Genomic DNA, 13,332 nt, shown 5'->3' with positions numbered 1-13,332 from the left:
GTGACTTCCTCCATCCTTGAGGTTTTTGGGTTTGGTCACTTGAAAACTTCTCCAAGTTGGGGTGAAGTCCCTTTTTTATGTCCGAAAATCCTTACGGCTCAAGGCCTCAGATTACTGCAAAACGCTCAATTTTAAGAAGGATTATATAGATTAAAACACTATCTCACGGAAAAAGTTACACAATAAAAATATTTTTACAAATAGGCGAAAAAGAATAGGTATTTACAGAATATTTTTTAATACTTTCGTCGGTGACATATGTTCAAAATCCAGACTTTTGTGCACATATCCAGCCCTCCTGATACATAACTTGGGAAGCCATTTCGAGTAAATCCAAGAAAAACGAAAATCGGCCTCTGCGCACTCGATGCGAACAGAGGCCGATTTTGGCTTTGGGATCCGTCGTGGTGTGGCTGTATGTTTTGTCTAACAAAATTGGCTACATGATTGGCTACCGTTTTGCTCTGTCAGGTTCACCCTAATATTGACAGCGTTTACATGGCGGTGACATAATGTGTACTAAATTCCACATCCATGGGAGGAGTCGCGTGCAAAAATGGTTTGTCTCATTCAAGCATATGAAGATCAAAAACAAACTTTCCCTGCTGATCGCCTTGATCGTCGCGACGACGTTCGCTTTTGCGCTGGTTGTTCTCCAGTACGCCTTTTCCGTGTATGACGAGCAGCTGTACCAAAAGTCCTCGCAGGTGCTGCATTTGTCTTCCTCCGCGATCGAAAAGGAGCTGGAGCGCATCGAGCAGCTGTCCTTCAGCGTCGCGACCGACACGCAAATCCAGTCCCTGCTCCGTTCCATCGCCGACAGCGATTCCGACTACGACCGCCTGACCCTGCGCCAGCGCTTGGTCGATCGGCTGCTCAATTACGTCGGCTCCGAGCCTTCCCTATATTCCATCCATGTCGTGGATGCCTACGGGGCCCAGCAGGATCTCGGCAGCATCATCCCGATCGCCCCGGACAAACGGGCCTCCATCTTAAAGCTGGCCGCGGAGGCCAAAGGCGAAGCCCGGTGGACCTATCCCGACGCTTCCGACCCTGCCCTCATCCTGTCGCGGGATATCCGCTCCTACTCCGGAACGCTGTTTGACCTGAAGGAAATCGGCACGATTTTTATGCGGATCAACATGGACCGGATCATCCAGGAGCTGGCGGCCGAGGAAGGCGTCTTCATGATGACGGCGGGCACCGTCGTGATTTACCCCTCCAGGCTTGATTTCGACCCGTCCGCCTTGCAGGACGCGCTCTTCGCGGGAGCCGGGTATTTTATCAAGGAAATCGACCATCAAACCTATTTCGTCGCTTACAACCGTTCGGCGGATACCGGATGGACCTACTTGAACGTCACGCCTTTCAACCGGATTTTCAAACAAATCGTGTTTATCAAAGAGCTTGTCGTCATCGTGTTCGTTTTCATTTTCGCCGTGGCCATCCTTTGCGGAATCCGCTTCTCCCGCAGCCTGACCCGTCCGATCGAAAATTTGATCGCCCGCATGAAACTTGCGGAAAAGGGCAATTTCGCCGAAGCGAACGTGCTGGCCTCGGATCAGGAGCCGCCGGCCATGGATGAGCTTGGACTGCTGCACCGGACGTTCCGCCTGATGGTCGAACGAATCAACGCGCTCATTACCGAAAACTATGCCAGCCGGCTGCTCATCAAGGAGACCGAATTCAAGGCGCTGCAGGCCCAAATCAATCCCCACTTTCTGTACAACACGCTGGAATCCATCAACTGGATGGCAAAGGTCAACAAACAAACCCGCATCTCGCAAATGGTTCAGGCGCTGGCCTTTTTGCTGCGCAACGCCGTCAGCTTAAAGGAACCGATCCTGACGCTGGGGGAAGAACTGGAGATGGTTCGGAATTACGTGACGATCCAGAAATTCCGGTTCGAGGACCGGTTGTCCTTCCAGATGGAGCTCGAGGAACGGGAGTATGCGCGCAAAATCCCGAAGCTGACCCTGCAGCCGCTGCTCGAAAACGCAATCCACTACGCGCTCGAGCCTTCGGTGAACACCTGCACCATCGCCATTTACAGCCGGGACGAAGCGGATGCGTTTTGCCTGATCGTCGAGGACGACGGGCCGGGCATGCCTCCCGAAACGCTCGAACTGCTGCGGGAAGGAAAACTCGTTGCGGCAGGAAACGGGATCGGGCTGTTGAATATTGACGAGCGGATCCGGTTTGCCTTCGGGGAGCGGTGCGGCGTGGATATCGACAGCGCCCCCGGCCGAGGAACCCGCGTCATCATCAAGTTGCCAAAAGAATTGGAGGGATAAGCAATGTATAAAGTTCTTCTGGTAGACGACGAAAGGATTATTTTGGACGGCATCTCCCAAATGGTCGATTGGTCCGCATTCCGGACGGAGCTGATCGGAACGGCGCAAAACGGGATTCAGGCTTACGACAAAATCGTCGAGGCGGCGCCGGATATCGTCGTCAGCGACATCCGGATGCCGGGCCTGGACGGTCTGGAGCTGGTCGCCAAAACCCATGGCACCCACCCCGCCGTCAAATTCGTGCTGCTCTCCGGTTACGGGGAATTCGAATATGCGAACCGCGCCATGCAATACGGCGTGAAGCATTATTTGCTGAAACCGACCGACGAGGTCAAAATAGCCGAAGCGCTCAGGGAGGTCACGGAAGAGCTCGACCGGCAGCAAAGCAGGGAGACGTTCATCCGCGACATGAAGCGGCGTTTCGAGAAAGTTATCCCCCACGCGAAAGAACAGGTGCTCAAGGAATTTGTCACCAACAAAACCTACGGAACGCGCGACCTGGAGGAATACCGCGGGCTGTTCCCTTATCCCTTCGATCAGCCGATCCGGCTTCTGCTCTGCCAGCTTGAGGGCGAAACGGATTTCGAACACCGGTTTGCCGTCAAAAACATTGCCGAAGACGTGCTGCAGACGACGTTATTGAGCACGACGATCGGCGACCACGTGCTGATTTTGATTGCCGATCCGCAGGATCAGGAGTCTTTTTACCTCCGCCTTCAAGACGTCCGCAGCACCTTCAGCCTCTACTACAAAACGAACGTGACCATTGCCGTCAGCGATCCCGGCCCCATGGCGCAGGCCAGAAGGCTGTACCGCGAAACGCTGCGGTGCCTGGATTACCGGTTCTACCTGGACGAAAGCGGCATCATTACAAGACAAGATGCGCTCTCCCCGGGCAGCCAAGACGCCGAATTTGATTTCGACGAAGAACGGCTCATCCTTCCGGTTCGCTCCGGCCGTGCCGAAGAAGCGGCGCTGGCCTTATCCGAGTTCATCGCCGAAATGAAACGCGCCCAGCTCGGCATCGACATGGCCAAGTCGCACGCGATCCGGCAGTACGCTTCCCTGATCCGGCTGGCCGATCCGGAACGGATGGACGAAGCGTATAAACGCATCCCCGAAATCGCCGAAATGGAATCGCTGCAGGCGATCCATTCTTTTCTCGAACATGCGGTCCAAGAAATCTCGCGCCGCACGATGAAGCGGAGCACGTGCAAATATAACGCCATCGTCCGGAAGGTGATCGACATCGTGGAGGAGCATCTGGGAAACTCCGCGTTGTCCCTGAACATGGTCGCCCATGAAATGCTTTACATGAACGCCGATTATCTCGGCAAGCTGTTCAAAAAAGAAACCGGCGAGAAATTTTCCAATTACGTCATGCGGATCCGGATTCAGCGGGCAACCGAGCTGATGGCCGCCGATCCGGACGTCAAAATCTTCGAAATGGCCGAAAGGCTCGGCTTCGGCGACAATCCCCAATATTTCAGCCAAGTGTTCAAAAAACAGGTGGGCTGCACGCCGTCGGAGTATATCCGCAAAGCCGCCTTGGATTGGGGCCGCGCCAACGCGTGACCCGTATAAGGACCGGGCTCGGCTTGAAGTTGTACATACAACCTGTCAGGCCCTGTCCCGCCCTTTTTTCCCTAGCGGCTTGCAAAAAACCGTGGAGGCCCCGCCAGGCGACACCTCTGCTTTTTAAACAAACAGGTCGGTTTTTTTCCTTACCCCGATGGAGGCAAATATCGATAATGAACTTGTAAGCACAATCAGTTTAGGAAACGGTTCACGATAAGGGGAGGAAATACGATGAGAAAAACGTTCACTGCCGTATTGCTGTTTTCCTTGATGGCCAGCCTCATCGGTTGTTCGGGGGGAGGAACGGCGGATAAATCGGGCGGCACGGCGTCGACGCCGGAACCGGCGAAGCAGGAAGCTTCCGGCGATAAAAGCGGCGATAACAAGGAGCCGGTCAAGCTCCGCATCGCTTGGTGGGGCGGCCAGTCCCGGCACGATTACACCCTGAAGGTCATCAAAATGTACGAGGAAAAACATCCGAACGTCACGATCGAGCCGGAATACGCGCCATTCGACGACTATTGGAAAAAGCTCGCGCCTCAGGCGGTGGCCGGCGGCCTGCCCGATATCATCCAGATGGACATCTCGTATTTGAGCCAATATGCCGGGCGCAACCAGCTGGCGGATTTGAAGCCTTTTACGGACAGCGGCGTGCTGGACGTCAAAGACGTGAGCGAAAACGCGCTGAAAGGCGGGGAAGTGGGCGGCAAGCTCGTAGCCATGAACCTCGGGGTCAATGCGCTGCAAACGACGTTCGACGTGGAAACGATGAAGAAAAACGGCATCGATATCCCGTCCAAAGAATGGACATGGGACGATATGGACAAGATGGGCGCCCAGGCGAAAGCCAAAGGGTTGCAAATCGGCGGCTTTGCGTTCCGCCACGACGTCTTTTTCCCTTATTACCTGAGAACGATCGGCCAAAAAATGTACAGCGAAGACGGCAAAACGCTCGGATACGCCGACGACAAGCCGTTTATCGATTATTTCACCCGCTACCAAAAATGGTACGACAACGGCTACATTTTGTCCCTGGATAAAGAAGCCCAGAAAAAAGGCGTCGCCGAAGAGGACGAAATCCTGCTCGGCCACTCCGTCTCCGGCACCGGCTGGTCCAACCAGTTCCTGGCCGTCGCCAACCTGGTGAAGGACCGTCCGCTGGAGCTGAATCCGATGCCGGGCCCCGGAACGAAAGAAGGCCTGTTCCTGAAGCCATCCATGTACTTCTCCATCGCGGAGACGTCCAAACAGAAGGAAGAAGCGGCAAAATTCATCAGCTTTTTCATCAACGACATCGAGGCGAACCAGCTCATCAAAGGCGAACGCGGCGTACCGGTCTCCTCCAAGGTAAAAGAAGCGCTGAAGCCGAATTTGACGGAAAACGAAGCCAAAATTTTCGATTACGTCACTTGGGTCGAATCGAACAGCAGCCCGATGGATCCTCCGAATCCGATCGGAGCGGTGGAAATCGAAAAACTGCTGCGCGATCTGAGCGAAAAGATTTTGTTCAAGAAAATCGCGATCGACGAGGCGGCCGCCGAATTCCGCAAAGAAGCGAACGCCATTTTGGCCCGAAGCCAGAAATAACCCAGCAGCCTGACAAAGAGAGCCGAAAACCGGTGGCGGTTGACGGGCTCTCTTTTGTTGTGCGGAGATATGCATTTTCCGTGATTCCACACCTCTGCTTTTTGAACAAAGAGCCCGGTTTTATCCATTACTCCATCCGCCGCCCGTTTCTATAATCGAGATATACCAAGGATTTTCGCTAAATCCTGAACCATGTTGAGCCTAGGAGTTGACGTTATGAAAAAGCTGCGGGATAACGAGCACATCACCGGTTATGTTTTTACCGCCCCGTTCGTGCTTGGCTTTCTGATCTTTACGCTGTATCCGGTGTTGTCCTCGCTGTATTACTCCTTCACGGATTACAACCTGATGGAGGCGCCGAGATGGCTCGGCTTCGACAACTACCAACGGATGTTCATGGACGACGAAAAAGTCGCCAAATCGTTTCAAGTCACGTTTACGTACGTCCTCGGCAGCGTGCCGCTGCGTCTCATTTTTGCCCTGTTCGTGGCGATGGTGCTGAACACGGCCACCCGGGCCGTCGGGCTGTACCGCTCCGCCTTTTACCTGCCGTCCCTGATCGGGGGAAGCGTGGCGGTGTCGATCATGTGGCAGCAAATTTTCGGGGACCAGGGGCTGGTCAATTCCTTCCTGACGCTGATCGGCATCCCTTCCTCGACCTCGTGGATCGGCAATCCGAGCACCGCGCTGTGGACTTTGATCGCCTTATCCACCTGGCAGTTCGGCTCGTCGATGATCATTTTTTTGGCGGGGCTGAAAAACATCCCGAAGGATTATTACGAGGCGGCCAGCGTGGACGGAGCCAATGCGGTCCGCCGCTTCTTCCACATCACGCTCCCGATGCTGAGCCCGATCATCCTGTTTAACCTGACGCTGCAGACGATCTCCGCGTTTATGACGTTTACGCCGGCGTACATCATTTCCCGCGGGGAAGGCGGTCCGCTCGATCAGACGCTGCTGTATTCCCTTTATTTGTACCGCAAAGCGTTTTCGCATTTCGAGATGGGGTACGCCTCGGCGCTGGCCTGGATCATGCTGCTCATCGTCGGCGCGCTGACGCTGCTGATCTTCAAATCATCGACCCGCTGGGTTCATTACGAGACGAAGGGAGATTAACCCCATGGCCATGTCGAAACCGAAACGCATCCTCTACCACGTGCTGGTCACGGTGTTCGCTCTGCTGATGATCTACCCGATCCTGTGGCTGGTGGCCAGCTCCCTGAAGCCGAACGACGAAATTTTTGCGACGTCCTACAGCCTCATTCCCAGCCGCCTCGAATTTTCCAACTATGCGACCGGCTTCCAGGGGTTCGGCGGCACGACGTTTGCGACCTTTTTCAAAAATTCCTTTATCATCGTCGTCATTTCGACCATCGGCGCGGTGGCTTCTTCCGCCCTCGTCGCCTTCGGGCTGGCCAGGACGAAATTTTTCGGGCAAAAGTTCTGGTTCGCCTGCATGATGGCCACCATGATGCTGCCCCATGACGTCGTCATCGTGCCGCAATACGTCATGTTCGCCAAGTTCGGCTGGCTGTCTTCGTTCAAACCGCTGATCATCCCGCATTTTTTCGGGACGCCGTTTTTTATCTTCCTGATCATGCAGTTTATCCGGACGATTCCGAAGGAGCTCGACGAAGCCGCCAAAATCGACGGCTGCAGCAAATACGGCGTGTTTTACCGCGTGGTCCTGCCGCTGATCGGGCCGGCGCTCATCACAAGCTCGATCTTCTCCTTTTACTGGCGCTGGGACGATTTCATCAACCCGCTCATTTATTTGAACAGCCCGGACAAATATCCGGTGTCGCTCGCGCTTAAGCTGTTCCTGGACGGCGAATCCCTGAACAACTGGGGCGGCATGTTCGCCATGGCGACGCTGTCGCTGCTGCCGGTCGTCATCGTCTTCTTCGTTTTCCAAAAATACATCGTCGAAGGCATCAGCACCACCGGGCTGAAAGGCTGATCCGGCAGGGAGCGCCGAATGGAAAAGCGAATCTATTCTCCAAGCGACGAAACCAATCTCGAAAGGGGCACGAACCATATGCCAGCACTCGTATTTGACGAAAAACAGATTCATGAAACGATCGACCGCGTGGTCGACCGCACGTTCCGGATGGACTTCAGCTGGGACTGGCCGGGGGGCGTCGCCTTTTACGGCGTCTGCGAAGCTTATCAGGCAACGGGCAAAATCGAATACCTGGAGCCGCTTAAAGCCTGGGTCGACGAAAATATGGAGGACGGATTGCCCAAGCTGTCGGTGAACGGCGTCTCCATCGGGCATTCGCTGCTCACTTTGTACGAGGTATACAACGATGACCGGTACATCAAGACGGCGCAGGAGATGGCCGACTATTTGACGCATGAAGCCGTCCGCTTCGGCGACGGGATTTTTCAGCACACGGTCAACTCGGAGACGTACAATTTCCCCGAGCAGGCGTGGGTCGACACGATGTTTATGGCCGGTTATTTCCTGCTCCGGATCGGGGCGGCACTGCAGCGGGACGACTATTTCGAGGACGGCCTGAAGCAGTATCACGGCCATGAAAACGTGCTGCAGGACCCGGCCACGAATCTGTACTACCACGGATGGGACAACATCGCGGGCAACCATATGTCCAGCGTATTCTGGGCGCGCGGCAACGCGTGGGCGGCCTTGACGATGGCCCGGGCGCTGGAGCTGGTGCCGGTGACGCACCCGTCCTTCATGGTCATCGAAGGTTCGCTGCGCGACCAGCTCAGCAGCCTCGTCCGGCTGCAGGACGAATCGGGGCTGTGGCACACGATCGTGAACGATCCGGATTCCCCGCTCGAAACATCCGGCTCCGCCGGGATCGCCGCCGCGGTTTTGACCAAAGGCCGGATTTACAACAAATACACGCAAAAAGCAATCGACGGCATCCTGTCCAAAATTACAAGCGACGGCACCGTCACCGGCGTGTCCGCCGGCACCGCCGTCATGAAAGACGCCGCCGGATACAAAGGCGTGCCCGACAAGCGGATTCAAGGCTGGGGACAGGGACTAACGCTCGCGTTTTTGTCGGAGTTGCTTAAAAATAATCCGTATTGATGGGAGGTTGGCATGAAGAAGGGCCTCTACCGCTGCAACGGTAAAGGCCCGGGACGTTAAAGGCTGTGGATGCCACGGCGCGATAATATTGGCTGTTCAAGCGAAAACTACCACCGTTTAGGCCCTCAGCCTGCTTAACGGTGGTTGTTCGCTTGTTTCCAAGCTTTTTTGCGTACCAAAGGTAAAGCTTAAGGATGCTAAACTACAGGGTTTATCACCGTAGCCAATCCATCGGATTACATAGGGTGCGAAATTGAAGTTAGCATTGCCCCAGTCGGTAGGGCATTTAATCCACGCACCTGCGTAGGGTGCGACCTGCCGAAGGTGCTGACCGCAAAGATATATAACCCAATTTCAATCCACGCACCCGCATAGGGTGCGACTTTGCGTCGGAGTATTCATAAACCGGAGACCACCCGATTTCAATCCACGCACCCGCATAGGGTGCGACGATGGCGATGCTTCATCTGCCACGGCAATTATTAATATTTCAATCCACGCACCCGCATAGGGTGCGACCAAGGCTTCTCGGGATCCCTAATCGAGTGGCAGCTATTTCAATCCACGCACCCGCATAGGGTGCGACGTCCGTCGGCTGCCCCTTCTGAATCCTCTTCGTCTCATTTCAATCCACGCACCCGCATAGGGTGCGACCTCGCCGCTTCTTCCGTCTGTAATCAGGTGGCATTTCAATCCACGCACCCGCATAGGGTGCGACACTGGTAACTCAATACAGTCGCTCCTGTAGATGTTATTTCAATCCACGCACCCGCATAGGGTGCGACGTGTGAAACGTCCGGTATCCATAACCTTACCGGAGATTTCAATCCACGCACCCGCATAGGGTGCGACTATTTTTCGGGAATCCGCAGCAACGAGACGTGCAATTTCAATCCACGCACCCGCATAGGGTGCGACGCGATGGAGTCAAGTATCTTAATCCTCCTAGCATGCCATTTCAATCCACGCACCCGCATAGGGTGCGACGATCGAAGAGGCCCAAGAGGCAAAATATCTCTCGATTTCAATCCACGCACCCGCATAGGGTGCGACCTTAGACCCTGCAGGGGTCATGGATAGAGTCAAGATTTCAATCCACGCACCCGCATAGGGTGCGACCTGGCAGGGGCGATGGCTGCGGGCTTTACCTTGTATATTTCAATCCACGCACCCGCATAGGGTGCGACTCTACAATCCATTCTGGACTATCAGCAAAATCCAATATTTCAATCCACACACCCGCATAGGGTGCGACTTTGTGCATCAAACATGTCGTCGGCGTCAATATATTTCAATCCACGCACCCGCATAGGGTGCGACCATTCAATCGCTCCTTTTTCACCTTCATTGTTCAAATTTCAATCCACGCACCCGCATAGGGTGCGACTCAACAGCAAGGGACGACAAATAAAAATTAAACATTTCAATCCACGCACCCGCATAGGGTGCGACCAGTACGAGGTGGGTAAAACGTACGAGGAGACGATTTCAATCCACGCACCCGCATAGGGTGCGACTGACCACAGCTTCGGCAGTGATCAGGGACCAGGAGAGATTTCAATCCACGCACCCGCATAGGGTGCGACAGGAGTGGGCTGAAGGGCTGCAAAACTCATTCTCATTTCAATCCACGCACCCGCATAGGGTGCGACTAAACAACCTTGTGCTGTATTTACGGACGTTGAATTTCAATCCACGCACCCGCATAGGGTGCGACTCTGAAAATCGACGTCGGACCATCGTCCACGTATTCAATTTCAATCCACGCACCCGCATAGGGTGCGACCTTATGGGATATAAAACAATCGCTCCCGAAGAAATTTCAATCCACGCACCCGCATAGGGTGCGACAGGCGGGCTCATCGCAATCTTTGTGACGCTCTACAAATTTCAATCCACGCACCCGCATAGGGTGCGACGCGACGCGGGCCTTCTCGTATTGCTCATCGTTTTATTTCAATCCACGCACCCGCATAGGGTGCGACTTATAATATCTACAGTAACCAAGTCGTTTGCCGATTTCAATCCACGCACCCGCATAGGGTGCGACTCCAACTCGATGTCGAATAATAACGCCAACGCAATTTCAATCCACGCACCCGCATAGGGTGCGACATGGATCCGGAAGAAGTAACAAAATTCCGGGGAATTTCAATCCACGCACCCGCATAGGGTGCGACGGATAACCTTAGCCACAATCTCACCTCCAATAGAATTTCAATCCACGCACCCGCATAGGGTGCGACATAAAAAAGCGCCCACGACATGGCGAGCGCAGAGATAATTTCAATCCACGCACCCGCATAGGGTGCGACTCGCTTGAAGAAGCAAAACGTGTGTGTGCAAACCTATTTCAATCCACGCACCCGCATAGGGTGCGACGTGACGGATCGCAAGGTCTTAGGCTGCTTGCCGATATTTCAATCCACGCACCCGCATAGGGTGCGACGAAAGGCATCGAAGTGAAATGAGGAGAGAGAGACATATTTCAATCCACGCACCCGCATAGGGTGCGACGTAGAGCTGCAAAGATTATTGCTGTAATCAGTATCATTTCAATCCACGCACCCGCATAGGGTGCGACATGCGTAGGATGGGATTTCTTGATAAATGGCCTATTTCAATCCACGCACCCGCATAGGGTGCGACTTTTTAACGCTCTATATGGATCTATAATCTTTCAAGATTTCAATCCACGCACCCGCATAGGGTGCGACTTCCCGGCCAGCGTAAAAGTAAATAGCCAAGGTTCTATTTCAATCCACGCACCCGCATAGGGTGCGACGGATCTTGCCGAACTGCGCATTAGTGTTTTGCAATTTCAATCCACGCACCCGCATAGGGTGCGACGCGCCAGCAAGCAAGTCCGCTGCCCGTTGAACTATTTCAATCCACGCACCCGCATAGGGTGCGACTTGTTAGACGATTTCTCACTAGATTTGCCTGATATTTCAATCCACGCACCCGCATAGGGTGCGACGCGACTCTGCTGGGAAAACACATTACCACAATCTGGCATTTCAATCCACGCACCCGCATAGGGTGCGACGCGGATATATCTGTAGAGAATTGGTAGAACACAATTTCAATCCACGCACCCGCATAGGGTGCGACGCTTGGTGACTTGCTGAAGCTGCCGAACCTGGAGATTTCAATCCACGCACCCGCATAGGGTGCGACAATATCAGCGTTGAAACCCCGGATTACCCTGTTATTATTTCAATCCACGCACCCGCATAGGGTGCGACACCGATTTTTAAGCCAAAATGCCGTAAAAACAGTATTTTAATAATCAAAAATCAATTTTCACAAAAATAAATTTCAATTATTTTACATTAATGGGATTTATCTAAGGTTTTTTTGGTGCGAACCTCCCTGAGAAATCATGTTCACTTGGCATTCGCACTATAAAATAAGGGGGCCTTCAAGATCAAGCGACCCTTTTACGCCTATATGCTCAACTTTGTTTTTATAATTATTACCGAGTTGGTAGAACCGAAGGCTGTCCTGATTTTGATCAATCTCATCTGCAAGCTTCATCTTTAGAACAGCAAACTGCGTAGCGTCAACAATGCATTCAAACACAGAGTTTTGGACACGCTGACCGTAGTTTTGACATATTTTTGATACATTGCGTAATCTTCTTTGTCCTTCGCTATCCATTGTACTTACATCGTAAGTAACTAAAACAAGCATAGGATACACCTACTTCCATAGAAATGGAGGGTACTCGTCCAGATCTCCTCGCAGAAAACGTGCTAATAACAGGGATTGAACATGCGGCAATAACCCCCATGATATTTTCTCGCCTAGAAACGGATGGGTGATCTTATCTTGTTTTTTATTCTGCCATGCTGTCAGAAATTTTTTCCTGGCATCATCCGTCATGATTACGGCTCCGTTTTCCTTAAAGACGAAATCACTGGGATTGACCACTTTCGTATTAATTAACGACAGAACAAACCTATCCGCATAAATACCTCGTAACTCCTCCATTACATCCAATGCAAGGGAAGCTCTACCAGGACGGTCCCGATGCAAAAATCCGATATAAGCATCAAGCCCGACTCCCTCCAGAGCTGACATCATATCATTCGAGAGCAGAGTATATGCGAGTGAAAGCATCGCGTTCACAGGATCTAGTGGAGGCCTGCGGGACCGAGAACGAAAAAAGAAATGCTCCTTTTGCTGCAAAATCATTTGATCAAAACGCTGATTATAAATTAAAGCAGCTTGTCCTTCCAGCCCCCTAAGCCGTTCCAAGTTTTCACATGCTCCGATCTCTGCCATGATGGATGACAATTGTCGAGAAGCTTCCTTAAATTCTTCAACATTTATGCGTAATGGGTAATCCCGGGTCATTCTTTCTAGCATCCACTTATGGTTAAATATTTTACCAATGATAAAATTCCGGGCAATTCTCGCCGAAAGCATTTCGTCTTCGGATACCAGAGATTGCTTCTTTCTCAGGACAACGTTCCCTTTGCTCGGACCGATTACTCTTGCAAGAAATCTGCCATTCATCGTTAAGAAATACCAGACAACATAAGGTAGTCATCTTCGTCATTAAAGGCCATCTACTATCTCAACCTTTAGCCCTTCCAGTTCGGTTAATTCAATTACATAGTCTTCAAAAGCTTTAGGTTGGTCTATCCGTGGTTTAACTGATAATGAACGATGTACCTTGGCCGAAGAATATTGCCCCAGCTTTGATTGATGCTCCCACCAATACACCTTATATTTCAATCCACGCACCCGCATAGGGTGCGACACCGATTTTTAAACCAAAATGCCGTAAAAAAAGTATTT

Annotated in this window: 7 protein-coding genes, 2 pseudogenes and 1 CRISPR repeat array; of the genes and pseudogenes, 6 read left to right on the top strand and 3 right to left on the bottom strand. The window is 52.6% G+C overall.

The genetic code is table 11. The features are described from left to right. Window positions 1-548 precede the first annotated feature (548 nt). From KI367_RS16515 to KI367_RS16490, 6 genes are all read left to right on the top strand, one after another. Window positions 549-2,294, top strand: a complete 1,746-nt coding sequence (locus KI367_RS16515; RefSeq protein ID WP_212950979.1) for a cache domain-containing sensor histidine kinase — start codon at window positions 549-551, stop codon at window positions 2,292-2,294. A gap of 3 nt (window positions 2,295-2,297) precedes the next feature. Then, window positions 2,298-3,869, top strand: a complete 1,572-nt coding sequence (locus KI367_RS16510) for a response regulator (RefSeq protein ID WP_212950977.1) — start codon at window positions 2,298-2,300, stop codon at window positions 3,867-3,869. Window positions 3,870-4,103: 234 nt separating this feature from the next. Further along, a complete protein-coding gene (locus KI367_RS16505) occupies window positions 4,104-5,459 on the top strand; it encodes an ABC transporter substrate-binding protein (RefSeq protein ID WP_212950976.1) in 1,356 nt (451 codons plus the stop codon). Window positions 5,460-5,651: 192 nt separating this feature from the next. Continuing rightward, the gene (locus KI367_RS16500; RefSeq protein ID WP_246537017.1) at window positions 5,652-6,575 is read left to right on the top strand and encodes a carbohydrate ABC transporter permease; all 924 of its coding nucleotides are present in this window, start codon (window positions 5,652-5,654) and stop codon (window positions 6,573-6,575) included. Between the two features lie 10 nt (window positions 6,576-6,585). After that, a complete protein-coding gene (locus KI367_RS16495; protein ID WP_212950992.1) occupies window positions 6,586-7,419 on the top strand; it encodes a carbohydrate ABC transporter permease in 834 nt (277 codons plus the stop codon). 78 nt (window positions 7,420-7,497) lie between these two features. Next, window positions 7,498-8,523 (top strand): glycoside hydrolase family 88/105 protein, encoded by a 1,026-nt coding sequence (locus KI367_RS16490; protein WP_212950990.1) that lies wholly within the window; start codon window positions 7,498-7,500, stop codon window positions 8,521-8,523. A gap of 283 nt (window positions 8,524-8,806) precedes the next feature. Continuing rightward, window positions 8,807-11,771: a CRISPR direct-repeat array (repeat unit 32 nt; unit sequence ATTTCAATCCACGCACCCGCATAGGGTGCGAC). A 157-nt stretch (window positions 11,772-11,928) separates the two neighbouring features. On the opposite strand, the gene cas2 is transcribed toward KI367_RS16490, so the two are convergent. The 3 genes and pseudogenes from cas2 to KI367_RS27220 all read right to left on the bottom strand — a co-directional run. Continuing rightward, on the bottom strand, window positions 11,929-12,219 hold the full coding sequence (cas2, locus tag KI367_RS16485) for a CRISPR-associated endonuclease Cas2 (RefSeq protein WP_036712969.1): 291 nt from the start codon (window positions 12,217-12,219) through the stop codon (window positions 11,929-11,931). Window positions 12,220-12,228: 9 nt separating this feature from the next. Further along, window positions 12,229-13,056, bottom strand: a pseudogene (gene cas1c, locus KI367_RS16480) (type I-C CRISPR-associated endonuclease Cas1c); the annotation flags it as partial. A 33-nt stretch (window positions 13,057-13,089) separates the two neighbouring features. Then, a pseudogene (locus KI367_RS27220) lies at window positions 13,090-13,263 on the bottom strand (type I-C CRISPR-associated protein Cas7/Csd2); the annotation flags it as partial. Window positions 13,264-13,332 lie beyond the last annotated feature (69 nt).

This window comes from Paenibacillus cookii (assembly GCF_018333375.1).
Classification (GTDB): Bacteria; Bacillota; Bacilli; order Paenibacillales; family Paenibacillaceae; genus Paenibacillus_AQ; species Paenibacillus_AQ cookii.
This window is presented reverse-complemented; position numbering and strand designations above follow the sequence as displayed.

What these genes read in the sequence shown, in the direction of transcription:
- cas2 (WP_036712969.1), bottom strand. Translation starts at nt 12,219, where the DNA reads ATGCTTGTTTTAGTTACTTACGATGTAAGTACAATGGATAGCGAAGGA.
- KI367_RS16500 (WP_246537017.1), top strand. Translation starts at nt 5,652, where the DNA reads ATGTTGAGCCTAGGAGTTGACGTTATGAAAAAGCTGCGGGATAACGAG.
- KI367_RS16505 (WP_212950976.1), top strand. Translation starts at nt 4,104, where the DNA reads ATGAGAAAAACGTTCACTGCCGTATTGCTGTTTTCCTTGATGGCCAGC.
- KI367_RS16490 (WP_212950990.1), top strand. Translation starts at nt 7,498, where the DNA reads ATGCCAGCACTCGTATTTGACGAAAAACAGATTCATGAAACGATCGAC.
- KI367_RS16495 (WP_212950992.1), top strand. Translation starts at nt 6,586, where the DNA reads ATGTCGAAACCGAAACGCATCCTCTACCACGTGCTGGTCACGGTGTTC.
- KI367_RS16510 (WP_212950977.1), top strand. Translation starts at nt 2,298, where the DNA reads ATGTATAAAGTTCTTCTGGTAGACGACGAAAGGATTATTTTGGACGGC.